The 18706-nt window shown below is 46.0% G+C and carries 15 protein-coding genes and 1 other RNA gene; 11 read left to right on the forward strand and 5 right to left on the reverse strand.

Annotation, left to right across the window (positions count from 1 at the left end):
• The first annotated feature begins 109 nt into the window (after positions 1–109).
• Complete coding sequence (locus C7379_RS04380; protein ID WP_116616160.1) at positions 110–751, forward strand: HAD family hydrolase; 642 nt, start codon at positions 110–112, stop codon at positions 749–751.
• Here C7379_RS04380 and C7379_RS04385 read toward each other — a convergent pair.
• Together C7379_RS04385 and C7379_RS04390 are read right to left on the reverse strand one after the other, a co-directional pair.
• The gene (locus tag C7379_RS04385; protein ID WP_116616161.1) at positions 746–2968 is read right to left on the reverse strand and encodes a tetratricopeptide repeat protein; all 2223 of its coding nucleotides are present in this window, start codon (positions 2966–2968) and stop codon (positions 746–748) included. The genes C7379_RS04380 and C7379_RS04385 overlap by 6 nt on opposite strands.
• 41 nt (positions 2969–3009) lie before the next feature.
• Entirely contained in the window at positions 3010–3927 is a 918-nt protein-coding gene (locus C7379_RS04390; protein WP_116616162.1) for an ABC transporter substrate-binding protein, read from the reverse strand.
• 217 nt (positions 3928–4144) lie between these two features.
• On the opposite strand from C7379_RS04390, the gene radA reads away from it, so the two are divergent.
• The 4 genes from radA (at position 4145) to C7379_RS04410 (ending at position 9291) form a co-directional block, all read left to right on the forward strand.
• Positions 4145–5554 (forward strand): DNA repair protein RadA, encoded by a 1410-nt coding sequence (gene radA, locus C7379_RS04395; protein ID WP_116616163.1) that lies wholly within the window; start codon positions 4145–4147, stop codon positions 5552–5554.
• Between the two features lie 111 nt (positions 5555–5665).
• Positions 5666–6376 (forward strand): 7-cyano-7-deazaguanine synthase QueC, encoded by a 711-nt coding sequence (gene queC / locus C7379_RS04400; protein ID WP_116616164.1) that lies wholly within the window; start codon positions 5666–5668, stop codon positions 6374–6376.
• Between the two features lie 172 nt (positions 6377–6548).
• A complete protein-coding gene (locus C7379_RS04405) occupies positions 6549–7799 on the forward strand; it encodes a phosphoglycerate kinase (protein ID WP_116616165.1) in 1251 nt (416 codons plus the stop codon).
• A gap of 253 nt (positions 7800–8052) precedes the next feature.
• A complete protein-coding gene (locus C7379_RS04410; RefSeq protein ID WP_116616166.1) occupies positions 8053–9291 on the forward strand; it encodes a type IX secretion system plug protein in 1239 nt (412 codons plus the stop codon).
• Positions 9292–9330: 39 nt separating this feature from the next.
• On the opposite strand, the gene C7379_RS04415 is transcribed toward C7379_RS04410, so the two are convergent.
• Entirely contained in the window at positions 9331–10995 is a 1665-nt protein-coding gene (locus C7379_RS04415) for a calcineurin-like phosphoesterase C-terminal domain-containing protein (protein WP_116616167.1), read from the reverse strand.
• A 343-nt stretch (positions 10996–11338) separates the two neighbouring features.
• Between C7379_RS04415 and C7379_RS04420 the strand changes: the two genes are divergently transcribed.
• The 5 genes from C7379_RS04420 (at position 11339) to C7379_RS04440 (ending at position 15976) form a co-directional block, all read left to right on the forward strand.
• Complete coding sequence (locus C7379_RS04420; RefSeq protein WP_116616168.1) at positions 11339–11827, forward strand: low molecular weight protein-tyrosine-phosphatase; 489 nt, start codon at positions 11339–11341, stop codon at positions 11825–11827.
• The gene (locus C7379_RS04425) at positions 11815–12456 is read left to right on the forward strand and encodes an HAD family hydrolase (protein WP_116616169.1); all 642 of its coding nucleotides are present in this window, start codon (positions 11815–11817) and stop codon (positions 12454–12456) included. The genes C7379_RS04420 and C7379_RS04425 overlap by 13 nt, the downstream gene beginning before the upstream one ends.
• Before the next feature lie 852 nt (positions 12457–13308).
• Positions 13309–13869, forward strand: coding sequence for an RNA polymerase sigma factor (locus tag C7379_RS04430; protein ID WP_116616170.1), 561 nt, complete (start codon positions 13309–13311; stop codon positions 13867–13869).
• Positions 13866–15191 carry an outer membrane beta-barrel protein gene (locus tag C7379_RS04435; protein WP_116616171.1) on the forward strand — a complete coding sequence of 442 codons (1326 nt, stop codon included), beginning with the start codon at positions 13866–13868 and terminating at the stop codon, positions 15189–15191. The genes C7379_RS04430 and C7379_RS04435 overlap by 4 nt, the downstream gene beginning before the upstream one ends.
• Before the next feature lie 182 nt (positions 15192–15373).
• Positions 15374–15976 (forward strand): DUF4840 domain-containing protein, encoded by a 603-nt coding sequence (locus C7379_RS04440; protein ID WP_116616172.1) that lies wholly within the window; start codon positions 15374–15376, stop codon positions 15974–15976.
• Positions 15977–16349: 373 nt separating this feature from the next.
• Here the strand turns inward: C7379_RS04440 and ssrA are convergent.
• Together ssrA and C7379_RS13080 are read right to left on the reverse strand one after the other, a co-directional pair.
• Positions 16350–16748, reverse strand: a transfer-messenger RNA (tmRNA) gene (gene ssrA / locus C7379_RS04445).
• A 576-nt stretch (positions 16749–17324) separates the two neighbouring features.
• Positions 17325–17447, reverse strand: coding sequence for a hypothetical protein (locus tag C7379_RS13080; protein WP_262500756.1), 123 nt, complete (start codon positions 17445–17447; stop codon positions 17325–17327).
• Between the two features lie 122 nt (positions 17448–17569).
• Here C7379_RS13080 and C7379_RS04450 point away from each other — a divergent pair, with 122 nt between their 5' ends.
• Positions 17570–18649 carry a bifunctional hydroxymethylpyrimidine kinase/phosphomethylpyrimidine kinase gene (locus C7379_RS04450; RefSeq protein ID WP_243406712.1) on the forward strand — a complete coding sequence of 360 codons (1080 nt, stop codon included), beginning with the start codon at positions 17570–17572 and terminating at the stop codon, positions 18647–18649.
• The last annotated feature ends 57 nt before the right edge of the window (positions 18650–18706 follow it).

Consider the following 18706-nt stretch of genomic DNA (forward strand, 5'->3'; position numbering starts at 1 on the left):
AATAGTTTTATATAGCATGGTTTGCAGCATTGGCATTTAACAAAATATCGAGATGTTTCGAAAATTATTAGTATTTTTGCATTTCGTAGGGATAATTTATACGATTACAATGAAATACAATAATTATATCTTTGACTTGGATGGCACCCTTCTCAATAGCATTGACGACTTGGCGGCGAGCTGCAATTATGCCTTGAGCACCAACGGCATGCCCGTATATTCAGTGAAGCAGATACAAGGATTTGTGGGCAATGGCGTTAGGAAACTGATGGAAAGAACAGTTCCACATGGCACATGCAACCCTTTGTTCGAGCAAGTGTTCAAGTGCTTTCAAGAGCATTATTTAGTCCATAACGAGGATAATACGAAGCCATATCCTGGTATTTTAGAGATGTTGGGGCAACTCAAAGCCCAACGCAAAGGCGTGGCCGTGGTAAGCAACAAATTTGACCAAGCCACGAAAAGCCTTGTAAACAAATACTTTGGCGACCTTGTGCAAGTGGCCATCGGAGAACGGCGTGGCATCAACAAAAAACCTTCGCCCGACATGGTGCTTGAGGCTATGGTGCAATTGGGATGTACTGCGAAAGACACCGTGTATGTCGGTGACAGCGATGTGGACATAGAGACGGCAAAAAACAGCTCCCTACCCTGCCTGACTGTGTTATGGGGGTTTCGCGACCGCTCGTTTTTGTTGGAGCACGGAGCGAGCATCTTGTTGAGCGACCCTATGGACATACTGAAACTATAGAGTATCGCTTGCCACCACCATGTCAGCCACCAACTTGCGCTCCGTATTGCCAATATTATATTTATCAAGTAACTTTGCGTCTTGGGCAAACCAATCCATCATATCTTGAGTGGATGATACGTTGCCGCCGTCTTCCTTGACTGCAATCTTGAAAAGTTCTACTGCCCCGCCAACGTCGCGTAAAAACCAGTTACAGTAGCCAGCGTTGAGATGGTCGGACGAGTCGCAGTCGCCATCACATAGGATTTTGTCGTATAGCTCTTTGGCGCGTTCAACATTGCCAAGCCAGAGGTAACCCCAAGCCAAGGCGCGTTTCACATTGGCGTCCGAGGGGTTCTCATATTCAAGACGGTATAGCAACTGCATGCTTTCCGCGGCTCGATCGTCATTAATCAACGAGATGGCCAAGTTGAGAACGATGCCCTCACGTTGCGGATAGCGCTCGTATAGTTTTTTGTATTGAGTCGCCGCTTCCGCGTAGTTGTCAACATTGAACGCAGCTTGCGCCAGCCCCATGACGGCCCTGTCGTCATCCGGTGCCATCTCGACAATCTGAGAGTAGATGGCTTGTGCCTCAAGATATTTTCTCTCACGCATCTTTATTCGGGCTTCCATGCGCATGTCATCAATGTTTTCCAACTCTTTGTACTGGTAGAAGAGACGTGTTAGTGAGTCGAGCATCTTTTGCTTTAGCAAGAATCTCTGAATGCGTCTTGCCTCATTTGCCATCTTGCTTCTCATGGGTGTTTCGACCATAAACAAGAACCGTTGGCTCTCAAAAGGATTAGGAAACATTCCCCGAGCGTCGCACAGCGTGAAAAATCGGTATAGGTCTTGTAAATACATGCGGCGAACATAGCTTTTGTCAGTAGGATCTATATTTGCCGACTCCATGCCCATCATGGCCACATTGCCAGAGTTGAGCATCTCCTTGATATTGTCTGGGAGTTTGTTAAAAATGCTCGACGTACCTAAAACAAAGCTGTATTTGTCTGACTCACAAAAAGAGCCACTTGACATAATGGCTCTGACCATTCCCGAATGGAGAAATTCCGAGTCTATGTGCTGGAGCTGTGGATGCTCTGGTATAAAGGGCATGAACCAATTGCAAAGCGTGTTGAAAAACGAGAAACGTTTCATTTGGGAAAATCCGCCAAAGTAGATGTCCACTCCTTGGTCGCGCATCTCCATCATTTTGCGAATGCTGTTTTCCATCTCTTCCATCTTGCGGTCAGCGGCGTCTGGATTGAGAATGTCGTCTAAAGTATCATCCTCTTTCTCCCTGACGCTCAGTCCATCCATCTCAAAACTCTGATGACGGAGCAAGGTAGGCATGATGTCTTTGCGAAGTTTTTCGTTATCTCGCTGCGCATTTCGACAGTAAATGACTTGTATTTGAAGTTCTGCCAATTCCTCTCTCACTTTTGCGTCGTCCAAAAGGCTTTCGACCCGCTTAGCCAACGTTGGAAACTTATCAATGCGCAGGCCATGAAGTCCAAAAACCCATCCCACTAAAGCGCGCTGCTTAATATTGGTTTCTGTCGCGCGCTCATAAACATTAACCAAAGCCAACTCTCGCTCAGGATCGCCCGTCATGATGGCGCCAAGCATGATACAGGCCACGAGTGCCATCGCATCATTGGAGTCAATGGTAGGCGACACGAGCAGTTCGCCCATCCCTTGAGCAAACTCGCGCGACCATTGGTGCGAGAAAAGCAGCGCGCTGAATAGTGCCTGTATATATTGTTGATGATTGGCATGCAGCGTTTTAATCTTGGCCGTCTTCTCTTTCTCGGTTTCCAAGGAGGCCATGGCCAAATCCGTCACGAACGCCTCCAGATTGCTCTTGACACTTTCCATGTTCAAATCCACGAAAGATTTAGCGCGCGCGTAAGCTCCCACCTTGGGGTCATTGACTATTCTATAATCCAGCTCTATGTCGTGGGTCAAACTGTACAATTTGTCTAACAGCCTTTCGTACAACATCTCACGCTTTTCGTCCGGGAAACCTTTTCTCAAGAAATCGCACATCAAGCGGTAGTCTTGTTCTATTTCCGCCAACCTGTTCCCAAGTGCCTCGTGCTGGAAATTGTCGAGAAAGCAACGGGTGGCATGGAGGGCTTGTCCCAAATATCCATGCTCCACGATATCTTGCTGTATCTGCTGAATCGCTTGTAGGCGCACGACCCAGTCAGCCGTTTGCTGTTTATTATCCATAATATTAAAAGATATAGACTAAAATAGGGAAACTCCGTGAATTATCTCCAATATCCACGTGCCCGCATGACATCTTTCTCGCGTGGCGGAGCTGCATGTTGGTATCGCAGTTGGGGCAACGCTTTGACCACGCGATCATCCACAAACATGTATTTTTTTATAATCCGCCCATAGCGCGAAACCCCATTGATGTTGATGGAATCGCAAATTGCGTCGTACACCTTTATAAATAGCTTAAGTTGACGCTGGCGGTCCTTTTTGGCCAAGACCCGCTCGCTGAACGCCATAACACCGAGCCTGACCCCTTTGTCACGGCTGTCCATCAGCACTGGGCTTTTGAAGATGCGCGCCATGGTGGCTTGTGGCTCTGTCAACATGGCCGCATCCATCTCATTGTTGAGCAACATCTTTACCCTTAGGCTCACGTCATTGATTTGAACTCTGTACACGTCCGACTTGGTTTTTGCACCATTTATGGCAAGATCAGAAAGATAGTCAGTGGCAGAATACCGTGTCATGGCCACCATTTTGTCCGACATCTGACTTAATTTCTTGACACGTGAAAGGCGGTTGGAGACAAACTGCCAATAGCTGTTAGTAGCGGCCACGTAGCGCAGTGTTACACCTTGTTTTTTCAGGCGCTCGGTACGAACAAGATCGCTGACGACACCCGCTACATAATCGCCGGCTATCAAAGTGTCACCATCCAAGTGCGAGGTACGGGCGCAAAGCCTAACATCCACTCCTCGCTTTTGGAACAAGCTGTCTTCCACGCCGATAAACAACGGAAGGCAATCCATGGTGGGAGTCGTGGCAATCTTGAAAGCGGCGGAATCTTGTCGAGCCAGTTCCATTCTCTCTCTCATAGATTGGCGTTGCCGCTCGTTGTACGATTGGCCACAACCATAAAAGCCCAGCGTGACAGCCGCCAGCAGCAAGAGAATTAGGTATCTATTCATAATGTTGCAAAGTTAATAATTATATTTTGCAAATACGGAAAAAAAAACTACTTTTGCAATAGGCATACCAAACAAGCGTGGGCGCGCCACAAGCCTCTTATGTCCAAGCGCAACAAACGCGACCATGACAGAACGACGCCCCAAGCCCAGTGCGCTTAATCAAGTGAGCAAGCGCGACATGCTGTAGAATAATATTACATGTTTAAAATATTACATTGTGGCCAAAGAAAAAATAATGTATATTTGTAGCAACTGTGGCTACGACTCGTCCAAGTGGTTGGGCAAATGCCCATCTTGTGGAGAATGGTCTTCATTCAAGGAAATCAAGGTTTCAGGAACGACGGACACCAGCGCCGCGAGCAATGCGGCCATGACATTGCGCCACGGCGGCCGCCAGCCGGCCGGGAACATTGCGTCTCAAGTCAAGGTTGTGCGCTTGAATGAAATCGCCGCCAAGGACGAGCCACGCATCGACACGCACGACAAGGAACTGAACCGGGTGCTCGGAGGGGGGGTGGTTCCAGGCAGTATCACTCTTTTAGGCGGTGAGCCGGGCATAGGAAAATCAACTCTCACGCTGCAAACCATCCTTGGCATGCCAGAGAGACGCATACTGTATGTCAGTGGGGAGGAAAGCGCACACCAAATAAAAATGCGCGCGGAACGATTGAATTCGACTAACGCAGAGAATATTTTTATATTGTGTGAGAACTCTTTGGAGAACATCTTTGGTCATATTCAAGAAGTATTGCCCGAGCTTGTCGTCATAGACTCTATCCAAACCATGTGCACAGAGACGGTGGACTCGTCGCCGGGTAGCGTTACGCAAGTGCGAGAATGTGCCGCGACGCTGCTCCGTTTTGCCAAAACAAGTGGCGTGCCCGTCATTCTCATAGGCCATATTAACAAAGAGGGTACTTTGGCCGGCCCAAAGATTTTGGAGCACATCGTGGATACTGTGATACAGTTTGAGGGAGACCAACATTATATGTACCGCATACTACGGAGCGTCAAAAACAGGTTTGGCAGTACCTCGGAGTTAGGAATATACGAAATGTGCCAAGATGGGTTGTGCGAGGTCCCTAACCCATCGGAACTCTTGTTGACGGAAGATCACGAAGGATTGTCGGGCGTGGCCATCAGTTCAGCTATAGAAGGTGTTCGTCCTTTCTTGGTAGAAACACAGGCTCTCGTTTCTTCCGCGGCATATGGAACCCCACAACGCTCGGCCACAGGATTCGACCAGCGACGGCTCAACATGTTGCTTGCCGTATTGGAAAAACGCGTCGGTTTTAAACTCATGCAGAAAGACGTGTTCCTGAACATAGCCGGAGGATTGCGTGTCACGGACATGGCCATGGACCTCAGCGTTATAGCCGCGGTTCTCTCAAGTAACGTGGACACTCCCATAGAGTCTGGCTGGTGCATGTGTGGCGAGGTGGGATTGAGTGGCGAGGTGAGACCGGTGAGCCGCGTGGAGCAACGAATCACAGAAGCGGAGAAACTTGGGTTCACCCACATCATACTGCCATCTTACAACATGAAAAGCCTTAGCCGCAAAAACTTCAAGATAGAAATGCACCCTGTTAAAAAAGTGGAGGGTGCCTTGCGAGCGCTTTTCGGATAAGCGGGCGCACGCAAACCTGCTTTCAGCACCCCCAAATCCCATACATGGGAAAAATTCATGACAACACAATCAAGGCATCAGTATTTAGATATAAAATAGACACATATAAATATGACTGAAAAAAAAGAAGAAGTATCGCCTCGCGACAATAGCATAGAGAAAGAAAACAAGGCTGACTGTGTATTGATAGTGAGCGGTGGCATGGATTCTATCACCATGCTTTATGAGTTTAAGGACCGAATAGCCTTGGGAATCTCCTTTGACTATGGAAGTAAGCACAACGCCAAAGAAATTCCCCTCGCCAAACTACATTGCCAGCGTTTGGGTATTCCGCACCTCACCATCCCACTCCATTTTATGGCACAGTATTTCAGGTCGAGTTTGCTCAAGGGCGGCGAGGACATTCCGGAGGGAAACTACGATGACGACAACATGCGCTCCACGGTGGTACCTTTTCGCAATGGCATTATGCTAAGCATAGCGACTGGCATAGCTGAGAGCCATGATCTCAGGTATGTTATGATGGCCAACCACTCTGGAGATCACACCATATACCCTGACTGCACACCCCAATTTGTACAAGCCATGAGCCAGGCCACAGAAGCCGGGACGTTTCCCGGCATCAAGATCCTCGCCCCATATACAAGGATAAACAAGGCGGACATAGCGCGTCGAGGCAAGATTCTGAAAATAGATTATTCCGAGACATGGAGCTGCTACAAAGGCGAGGAATTTCATTGTGGCGTGTGCGGCACGTGCAGAGAACGCCGAGAAGCCCTTGCCGAGGCTGGTATCGATGACACGACCATATACATGGACTAACGGTCGCACAGTCCAACACTTGCCCCATTCGTTGCGACACAGACGTAACAAAAAGCTAATTATTGAGCGACAACGATAAAAAACAACGTTTGTCTCTTCAGATTATCATATAAAATAAGTAACTTTGCAATAAGTAAAAGACCATTTATCTCACTATAAAATATTGTAAAGTATGACAATCGAACAATTTAATTTTGCCGGCAAAAAGGCTATCGTTCGCGTAGATTTCAACGTGCCATTGGATGAGAATGGCAAAGTGACAGACGACACACGTATCCGCGGGGCTCTCCCTACCTTGAAAAAGATATTGGATGACGGTGGCTCCGTTATCATGATGAGTCACATGGGCAAGCCCAAGGGCAAGGTGAACGCGAAACTTAGCTTGTGCCAGATCGTAGATGCCGTGTCAGAACGACTTGGCGTGCAGGTCAAGTTTGCCAAAGACTGTGCCAATGCCGAGGCTGAGGCCAAGGCTCTCGCCCCGGGCGAAGCCCTGCTGTTGGAGAACCTTCGCTTCTATCCTGAAGAGGAAGGGAAACCCGTAGGCTTAGAAAAAGGCACTCCGGAATACGACGCCGCAGCAAAAAAAATGAAAGAGTCGCAAAAGAAATTTGCTGAGAAACTGGCTTCGTACGCGGACGTATATGTAAACGACGCTTTTGGAACCGCTCACCGCAAGCACGCCTCTACGGCGGTGATAGCTGACTATTTTGACGCAGATTCCAAAATGTTGGGGTTCTTGATGGAAAAAGAAGTTTCCGCTATTGACAGCGTTTTGAAAAATGCCAAGCACCCTTTCACCGCCATTATCGGCGGCTCGAAAGTCAGTTCAAAACTCGGTGTGATTAAAAACCTGCTTGACAAAGTAGACAATCTTATCATTGGCGGTGGCATGGGCTATACTTTTATCAAGGCACAAGGTGGAAAAATCGGCAAATCCCTGCACGAAGACGACCTTATACCCGAAGCTCTTAATGTTTTAGCGGAAGCAAAGAAGAAAGGAGTAAATCTTTCTTTATCGGTTGCGACCATCTGCGGTAAAGAATTTTCAAACGATACCGAGCGCAAAAAGTTTCCAATAAACCAGATACCTGACGAGTGGGAAGGTATGGACGCAAGCGAAGAGAGTTTGGCCAATTGGAAAAAAATTATTCTTGACTCCAAGACCATTTTGTGGAACGGACCTGTTGGTGTGTTCGAGTTCGAGAACTTCGCGCATGGTACTGGCGAGATCGCCAAGTACGTGGCAGAGAGCACTCAGAAGAATGGCGCATTCTCTCTCGTAGGCGGAGGAGACTCCGTGGCGGCCGTCAACAAATTTGGCTTGGCTGACAAGGTGTCTTACGTATCTACCGGTGGCGGTGCAATGCTCGAAGCCATTGAAGGAAAGACACTTCCTGGCGTAGCCGCTATCAAAGGTTGATTGGGTGTCAATCCATTGTCTTCATCGTTTTGTAAACGCCAATGTCTCAGCGTTAAGGCCAAGGAGGGATTGTTGAAACAATAGCTTTTTGACAGCAAGGCATGATGATGCTCATGGACAAAGAGACACTTATTAAACGCCTTCCCTGAATTTGGGGAAGGCGTTATTTTGACATTCAGGCCATGATAAAAGCAAAAAATAATTTGCTTCTACATTTATTTTATTACATTTGTGTCATCAACGCATTATTACTATGAGCAAACTGGTTCTTTTTGTCATATTATTGGCGAACGCGACTCTCATGTCATTTGGACAGCGAAACAACGTGGCAGACCCCAAGATAGCCTCGTTACAGGTAATGGCAGGCGAAAACTGGATGGGTATGCCTGTCATAGAATTAGGGCAACCTACCCCCATAACCATATCGTTTGACGTCCTGACACACAACTACCATCGCTACATTTACAAAGTGGAACACTGCGACGCAGACTGGTCTACTTCCTCGGGAATTTTCGAGAGCGATTATTGTGAGGGCTTTGCGCAGGGTAATGTCATCGAGAATTTAAGGCAATCCCAAGGCACGAACCAGCTTTACACCCATTACACGTTGCGCATACCTAATGAGAAATGTATTTTAAAATTGAGTGGCAACTACAAAGTTATCATATACGACGAGCAAAACGAGGACTCGACCGTACTTACAGCTTGCTTCATGGTGGTGGAGCCCATGATGAAACTCAGCATGGAGGTGTCTGCTAATACAGATGCGGGAATAAACGATAAGTACCAGCAGGTTTCCATGAAGTTGGATTTTGGCAATACAAAAGTAACCGACCCATCAACGCAAATAAAAACCGTGGTGTTGCAAAATGGGCTTTGGCACACTGCCGCGCGCAACGTCAAACCACAATACATCACACCCAATGGGATGGCATGGAGTCACAATAAAGACCTGATCTTCGATGGTGGCAACGAATTTCGCAAATTCGAAATGTTAGACATGAACCACGCCACGATGGGATTGGAAAGCGTGTCATGGGATGGACATACATACCATGCCACAGTTTGGAAAGACACTCCACGCCCCAATTATGTATATAACAGAGATGCGGACGGAGCCTTTTATCCCAGAACATCAGATAATTACGATAACGACGTTACTTCTGAGTATGCTGTGACACATTTTTGTCTTGTATCTCCACGTCTTCAGGGCGAGGTCTATCTCAATGGAGCATGGACCAATGACCACCTATCGCCCAAATACAAAATGACTTGGAACGACACCGACAAGCTCTATCAGGCTAACGTTTTGCTAAAGCAAGGTTATTATAATTACCAATATGTTCTCCGACAACCCAATGGAAAGATTGTGTTAGTTCCATCCGAAGGAAATTTTTTCCAAACGCAAAATACTTATCAGGCATTGGTTTATTACAGAGGCGCCGGTGATCGGACTGATAGATTGGTCTCTTACGTACAATCAAAACACTAATCGTACATAATATTATCATTATTTACTACCTATTCTCTCCTATTTCATCATTGTATGAAACGCTTTGGGACGCATCATTTTTTCTTGATAAATGTTTCCAAAACGATCCGTCACTCTAATGAGTAGTGTGGTGTTAGGATGGTTGGCTTGCACCATAAACATATGACTTGTAGGAACTGTTGGGAAATCGACCAAGCGTGCTCCACCCCTCCTAACACGTATGGCATCATACGAAATGATATGTAATGGGTCGTACGTTTGAACCTGCGTTACATCAAGTTTCTTTCCATTTTCACTCACCTCTACAATCCATTCGGGGTCATAGTTCCACACGTTGATAAGCACTTTGTTATCGTTTCGGCGTGTGGCATAGTTATGCGCATATTGCGTCATATCCTTAATAAACTTAGGAGCGTAACTCTTTGGAGCGATCCACGTGGTGTTCAGGTCATAACTTCTGAACTGGTAGCTTCTTGAATGAGCAGCACTTTTATAATACCATTTCACTTGATTGCCTTGCCAAAGGTACACACCGTAACCGCTCGGAGAACCATCTTGGCAAACAGAATTACCCGCTAATTTATCTGTCCACCACCATGTACCACAGATGGCAGGTGTGTTATGGTCAATAATATGAGCCGTTTGTTGCAAATGATGAGCTTTGTGAAGATGTCCGGAAAGCACTTGCACGTTATCAAATCTACGTAGTACCTCCTCTAATTCCCCACCATTTTTAAGGAGATAATCACATGTCTCTTTTCCGTTTTTAAGGTTGGGATGTTTGTATATGGGCGAGTGCATCGCAATGACAATAGGCGTATGACTATTGTCTATGAGCGCAAGATCTTTTTTTAGCCAGTTCATCTGCTGACTTTCAATGGACTCGCGAAAGTTTATTTTACCTACATGACCTTCTCTGCCGTTCTCGTTGATATACTCGGTATTGTCTAATACAACGTAATGTACCTTGCCAAGATTGAAAGAATAGTATTTGGGGCCGCATGCGTCAATGAACTTTTGAGACGAAGCTCTATCACCTTGTTTATACGGATTACCATCATGGTTTCCCATATTGTGAAACACTGGGGCTTTAATTATCTTCATCTGCTCCTTAGCTTCTCTGATAGTGAAATGATTACTATACCAATAAATATCCCAACTCTCATCCCCCAAACTTATCCCATAAACTTTATAACCCTGACGTTTAAGATCTGAAATAGAGCTGTTGATATCGTCGGCCACTTTTCTGAACTGCTTGATGTCATCGTTTTGAGCAGCCAAATGAAAGTCGGCCATAGCCAAAACAGCATGCTTTTCATTGTCCACTTTATTTAGCTCGAAATCGGCCTCTTCTACAGATTTATCTTTTTTTGAATCCAGATACTTAAAAAAAAGAGGTGAGTTCCCATCCAAACTCACCTCGTAACCACTTGGTATTGACACAAAAACATAACCTAACTCTTTCTTCGAATTCAGTCGATATACCCCGTTCGAATCTGTCACCGCAATCTCTACTCCATCCGAGACCTCCACTCCCACGACACCTTCGCCATTACAACTCACTTTTCCCGTAACAGTATAATTGGTAGTGAGTGCTTGCTCACGCCAATCAAAGTTACTGGGCAAAATCGTGTCTTCGCCAAAATAGTCTCCCAAAGGCACCATAAGCGTTAATACCAAAAAAGTGAATAAACCTTTTTCCATCTTTTATTATAGTGTTGATGAATACTTGTAGTTGTCAGTTTTTACACTGCTGCAAATTTACTATCTAATAATGTCAATATCGTTACACTTGTTTTGTAATTCTCATACTAAATGATTACAATTCGTTTTCAATTCCAAACCAAGTCCATAATAATATAAGATATTGATAGATAGCTCATAAATAAAAAAACCGGAAGCAACCAGAGGCACATCCTACGATTGTAAAACAAACGTTATTGCTGTGAATATTCTGTCTCAAACATTATTGATCTCACTGTTTTTTGGTATCTTTGCACCACCCCACCACATTTAACATCCACAGCAATCCCACTATAAACGAATAATGAAAGAAAAAAGAATCAAAATTCTTTTCATTTGCTTAGGCAATATATGCCGTTCTCCGGCAGCTGAAGGCGTGATGCAAAAGATGGTCGACAATCGCGGACTTGCCAACTTGTTTTACATAGACTCTGCGGGCATTGGCGGCTGGCATGTTGGGCAACTGCCCGACAAACGCATGAGACTCCACGGCAAAGCACGTGGTTACCATTTTGTTCACCACGCCAGACAGTTTGATGCTGAGAGCGATTTCAAAAAGTTCGATATGATAATCACTATGGACGAAGACAACTATCGCACCATTAGGTCCATGGCAACTGACGATGACGAGCGCGACAAAGTGCTGCGCATGAAAACATATTTTAAAAGTTATACAGATGCCGAGAGCGTACCCGACCCATATTATGGTGGTGACAGCGACTTTGAATTGGCTCTCGACTTGATAGAAGATGGATGCGAAAATCTTTTAGACCAATTGACATGTACAAACTGATTATACTTGATTTTGATGGTACCATTGGCGACACCAACCAGATTATAATTGACACATTGCAAACAACGCTCTGTACGCTCGGTTTGCCCAAACGTTCTAAGGAGCAATGCCGACGCACCATCGGTTTACCACTGGTTGAAAGTTTCAGGGCCATGATGCCTCTCTCTAACGAACAGAACAGACTATGTGTGGAAACTTACCATCGTCTGTTCCATGAGAAAAACAAGAACTACAAGGTGAACGTGTTCCCCGGTGTTATTGAGGCCATCAAGAAATGGCATAATGATGGCATTCTCATCTCATTGGCAAGCAGCCGTGGCCATGCCACGCTTGCAGCATTTGTGTCCGACTTGAAACTTGACAATTATATTGCGTTGGTTTTAGGAGCAGATGACGTGAAGATTGCTAAGCCAGACCCCTACCCGGTTTTGAAAACACTGAAGCAGCTTGGTGTCAGCGCAAAAGATACGCTTGTTGTGGGCGATATGAGTTTTGACATACTTATGGGTAAGCGTGCGGGATGCCGAACATGTGGTGTCACTTACGGTAATGGTACTGTAGACGAGCTGCGGTTGGCTGGCGCAGACATTATCACAGACTCTCTTATGAAAATAGATAGCATGAGTTGATAAACCTCTATTGCTTTCATGATTAATATTTGGCGTGCAACCAAGCATATTTGATAACGGCTAAATAACATAAAATCAATATTACACAAATCCACACGAGGGGGCGTCAAAATAGGCATACCTTTTTTATGAATAAAGCCCCAATAGCGTCCTAAGTAATTTTGTCAAACATCACGTAAAGTTTCTTTTCTTTAGTTTCCTTTCTCACCACGAAGCGAGAAGTCAAGAATGAACTGTGTGCGACCATCGCTCTAACACAGCATAAGGAGCCCTATCCCCGAGAATGCACTTCTGGTGCACAAGCGAGAAAATCTTTCCAATGGCTTCCATGCGCAAGTCAGTCTTGGCAAGGTAGGTGTCATACGCTATTAGTACCGCAGGCAAATATGTGTTTCTTTCTTCCAAGCATACTGATTAGCACAGAGCCGTTGTAATGTGAGAAGCCTTTTATGACAAAGAATGGATGCATCACTGATATTTGGAACACGTGAAGATTTATGAACTGACAGTTCCTCTCATGTTTCATTCCGTCATGACTGCGGCAATCCAAGTTAGCGTTTTCAAGGTAGGCGCATGAATGTGTCCATAACGGCAATACGACGTTTTTCACTGAAAAAATTGCGGATTTCTAATGGTAATTTTTTTCATGGATTTGATTTTTTGAGTAATATTTTCTCAAATCTTATCTATTCATTTCCTGTGATATACGGAAATACCAAAGCTTTTTTATGAAAAAATAAACGTTCATATCTTAATCCGAAACTTGCGTAAAATACCGTTAGACTGCAAATTTGTTTAAAAACTATGCAAGTTTTACGGTCTTATGACGTTTAGAAGACAGAAAAACTATTCATGACGTACACCCAAACTGGCAAGGAGGAAGATATTATCAACCTGTTTCGCGAAGACAACGTCTTGGCGATGAATAAATTGTACGCCGAATTTGCCCCATATCTCACGGGCATTTGTGCTCGTTACATTGCGGAAGACGCTGAGTTGAAAGATGTGTTGCAAGAGTCTTTTATCAAGATTTTCACACGGATAGACCACTTTGAATATCGTGGCCAAGGTTCGTTACGGGCTTGGATGGCCCGTATTGTGATCAATGAAAGCCTGCAAACACTGCGTCAGAAAAAGAAGTTCCCTTTGACATCACTCGATAATGAACCGGTCGATTTGCCTGATGAAGAGCCCGCCACTTATGGAATAGACACTGAAACGATGGCTCAACTTATCGGGAAATTACCAGCAGGATACCGAACGGTGCTCAATCTATATATCATTGATGGTTTGTCGCACAAGGAGATAGCGAAAATATTAGGCATTAAGCCAGACACCTCCGCGTCTCAATTACACCGCTCCAAAAACATGTTGGCTAAACTAATTTTGGACTTTAAACGAAGCAAACAATGAAAAAGCAATGGAAGAAAGACCTTGAACGCCTTGGGACGGAATACGTGAAGACTCCGCCCGAAGGGTTATTAGCCGATATCAAACGAGAGATGTTGGCCCGTGGCATTGTACCAGCTCAGCCCAAACGAAAGATTAGTCACGCGGTGTCTTGGCCACAAATGGCAGTGGCCGCAAGCGCGTTAGTTCTTCTTGGAGTAAGCGCGATAGGCTATCTACATCACTATCATAAGAGCGAGCGCACTATGGCAGACAAGGCAAAGTGCGAGAGAAAAAAGACTTGGGATTACGGTACATCCCAAAATGCTACCGCAAATGTAATTTCCACAGCTATCAATGACGCTGGGTATCAACTCAAAAAAAACGAAAAAAAAGATATGGCACAGAGTTTAGGGAAAATGGTGTCACGTCTAAAATTTGCCATGAGAAAAAGCCCATCAGCGCATACCAACTACGAGGGCAAGACTCTTTTAGCCCAGTCTGACATTGACCATGATGTGGTCCAAATACCTTTAAAGCATGAGGGAGATGCCAAAATTGTCGATCAGAATAACGCCAGCCAAACTTTTATGGGCAACGACCTACCCCAATCTCAACACTATCGCTCTCAATATTCTACCAACCGGCATAACACATTGCGTCATGCCGATACATGGCAACTTACAGCATACTATATGGGGCAACCCCATCATCAAACGGGCGGAGGTACAGACATGATGTATACCACCAGCATGACCCATTTTGCAAGCGAGCCAGTAAACGGGGATGACAACAATAAATCCATGTCCGCCATTAGCGCTCCGCCTGTGAAACGCGAATATCACCATCGTCCCATCAAAATAGGCGTATCAGCTCAGTACATGATTGATGATCGATGGAGCATCCTGTCCGGATTGACTTATAGCAAACTAATCTCCACTTTCACCGAAGAAACGGTCGTTTCCACCAAAACGACCGAGCAAACCCTGCATTATATCGGCATACCCATCAGTGTCACTTACTCTTTGTGGCAGTCTAATTATTTTAATATATATGTCAAAGCTGGGGCTGAAGTTGAGAAGCTCGTCAAGGGAAAAAGCGTCACGAAATGCGTTGATATAGACCGTACCGCTCCTCCCATCTCAAAAACTCTAAGCGAACATAAACTATTATTCAGCGCACACGCCGCCGCCGGAATGGCATACAAGCCAGTAAAGATGATGAGCGTTTTCGTTGAGCCAGGATTAGAATATTATTTTAAAAATCAAAGCGATATCAAATCCTCGTACACTGATAAACCTTTGGGGGGCAATGTCAATGTAGGTATTCGGCTGAACATCAAATAGCGCAACTTTTTCAAAACTCATGCCATTGGCCCCCTCGTAGGGCAGCTATTAAGGTGAATTTTATAATATACTTATGTCTCGCGCTGTATTCCCAGCAAAAAAAATTACCAAGACATGCAAGATTTAGACAGTCTAAGCATTTAACGAACAGGAAAAAACAAATTAATAAACATCGTTAAAACATGAAAATTATCAGATCTATCTTTCTCGCTTGCTGCGCATGTGCAGCAGTGACGTTCACATCTTGCATTGGCAATGATGAGCCGACAGTGTTGACCAAAGAACAAAAGGCGGCAGCTTTCCAACAAATTAAAGGTAACTACACTGGCAAGTTGGTTTACAAAAATCCAACTTCCACCACCGCGTCAAAATTAGACTCCGTCGATGTCAAATGGGAAATGCTGACAGACTCCACCATGCGCATCAATAATTTTCCGACCGCCCCACTGGTCAAGAACATAACTAACAAAGAGATAAGTGCCGCTCTTGCCACACTCCCACCCCAAGCTCTAAACTGCATGATAGACATACGGAAGAGCGACCCATTGCTCTTTACTGTCAATCCCAAACCTTTAGAATATAACACGACGTATGAGGGCAAGGCTCATCACCTAAAAATACTATTCTATATCAATATCAGTGGTTCTTTCGGTGGATATATCCCAGCCAAAAAACGAATCCAAATTCAGATAGTCATCGCCTCCGTCTTTGTGGATGGCAAGCCTAAACCTGAACTTATCAAAGGTTACATCCCTGTCGTACTGGATGGAAAGAGAGAGAAATAAAGGTCTCTTAAAACAACCAATTAAGTGCCAATAATAGCTCAAGACACCCAACTTAGCAAATGGCAATTATGCAGACCACATCTTCAAGGCGTAAATATCATTCATAACATTACAGATGTTTATAGTTTTGGCCAATAATAAAGCTTGCGGCGGAGCAAGCGCCATCTGATCTAAACCATTTTAAACACACAGCCCCGTTTTTCGCGACATGCGCGGAGACGGGGCTTATCGTACGCGCCAATTACAAAACAAGGATGCCTTTATATCGCATGGCACAATCTGTCAGGATATATATAATAATAAAAATGCTTGAAATTAGCCACACACAGGGTTAATTTCAAGCATTCTTCCTTACTGGTCTACCTTATCCTAAAAGTGGAGCTGGCGGGAGTCGAACCCGCGTCCAAACAGGGAAATCATACGCTTTCTACACGTTTATTCCAGCCTTCGATTTTCGTGTGACGGCAAGACCTGGACCACCAACCGGCACCTTATCCTCTAAATTTCACCCTTGCATCGAGGCCTACAAAAGCTATTTCCGATTTTCCTGCACCGCTAAACCCTCAGATTCGGAACAACATCCTTGGAGCGATGTCTCGTTCCATCACCTTGTGACGGAATTAAGCCAGTAACTTACTGTTCTTCAGTTAGGCAGCGAGAGCGTAATTGTTTTCGCCAATTAATTTTTTGACAGCTCAGATTAAGGAGCAAGCTACCAAGGCTCCGCGTGCTTACGTACCATCTCATCCTGCTGTCAAATCCAGTCAACCCCGATACATCGTGTTCTACTGAAAAATCAGCATTCTACGTGTTTGCATGGCCTTTAGTGCGAACGACGCTTGCCATCATTTCATGGACATTATCCTCATTTCGGCCATTTTCCAATTTGCAAAGATAGTACAAACAAGCGAAAAGACAAAATAAAACACCCCGAAATTGCACTTCTATCTTGAATATTTACAACTTTACGTTAAAACTATAGTCGATGCCCGATGCGCCGCGAGAGCGGAATAGGCTGCGATGTCGGCATGTCAAAAGCTGGGAAATGTCAGGATAATTCCGAATTTTCAGGGGTTACGAAATGGATTCAAATAGCTTCGGAAAGGCAAGAGGCGAGCTTCCAAACGAAGAGAACAAGACAATTTCCGTGGAAAATCCATCGATTTTTACCCAAAAATCACTCAAAAAACGGACTCAAGATTGCCCTTTACTGCTTTTTCTTCATGCGACAAAGACCTAAACGGCGAGCCTTTACTATCCCATCGCGTTGCCATTGCTATCTAATCACTGTGCGATTGGATAGCAATGGCAACACCGATTTTTGTTAAGAAAGCACAAGTCTCTGTCTTCAAGCGCTTTGCCAAATTGTCATTTTTTGCCCATTTTTCCGCCCCCCTGCCTTGTCTTTTTGCAAAAAAGCTAAAAACAGAATGGTTTTATCCGTTTTTTTCAACGTTATTTTTTTATCCACGCTTTTGACGGAACAGCCACATCAAGCACACAGACAACCGCCCCGTGAGCATAGTGCCAATTTTTGGCGGCGGAAAGAGCGGCTTTCCATATAGGATTTGCTATCTTTGCACCATGAAACCAATGATTTCAGTGCTAAGCATCACCGGCTCCGACAACACGGGCGCGGCCGGCATACAGGCCGACATCAAGACCATCACGGCCCTTGGCGGCAACGCCTTGACAGCCATCACCACCATGACCGTGCAAGACAGCGGCGGCATCCGCAGCCTGCTCGACCTGCCGTGCGACATGGTTGTGGGACAAGTGAAGGCCATCGTCGAGGATCTTCATCCCCGTGCCGCCAAGGTAGGCATGGTGCGCGATGCCGCGACCATCCGCGCCCTGAGGCGTGAGATCATCGGATGTCCGCGGACTGTGCTCGTGCCTGGCATCGTCAGCTCGCGTGGCCAGCGGCTCCTCTCCGACGACGCTGTCGACGCGTGGCGGCGAGAGCTTGTTCCAGAGGCCACGCTTCTCATCCTACGCTGCAATGAGGCCGAGCTGCTACTGGGACGTGCCATCCGTTCAGACGACGACATGACGGCGGCCGCCGAGGCACTGAAGGAGATGGGAGCCGAGGCCATTCTCCTGCGTGGCGGTCACCAGACGCAAGGCCGGCTCACCACCCTACTCTACGGAGCGGGCCGTCCGCAGTTTTTCACCTCGCAAAACACCGAGGGCTGGCAGCGTCACGGTGTGGGCGGTGTGCTATCGTCGGCCGTCGCCACCCGACTGGCCATGGGCGACGACATTGCCACGGCCATCCGATTAGCCCACGACTATCTGCACTCGCAGGTGGTCTATGCCGTGGAGCCACACGGAGGAGGACTTCGGCCCGCCGACCTCTACAACCAGTACATGACGCTCATTGCGGCCCACTACCGCACGGCCCACGGCGTGGCCTTCTACGCCGACCAGCTGGCCATCACGCCGAGATACCTCGCCCGTATCACCTCGCAGGTGGTGGGCAAGTCGCCCAAACAAATCATCGACGACTACCTGATGACGGAAGCCGAGAGCCTGTTGGGCGCTACGAGACTGTCGGTCAGCGAGGTGGCCTATCGGTTGGGATTCTCCTCCCCGGCCATGTTCAGCAAGTTTTTCGGCGCGAACGCCAATTGTCCGCCCAACGCATACCGGAACAAATTGGGCGACTTGTGATTTTCGGAACAATATTTTACGATAAGGGAACGACCGTTATGCCGTTCCTTTTTTTAT

The organism is Hallella colorans (assembly GCF_003096815.1).
GTDB lineage: Bacteria > Bacteroidota > Bacteroidia > Bacteroidales > Bacteroidaceae > Prevotella > Prevotella colorans.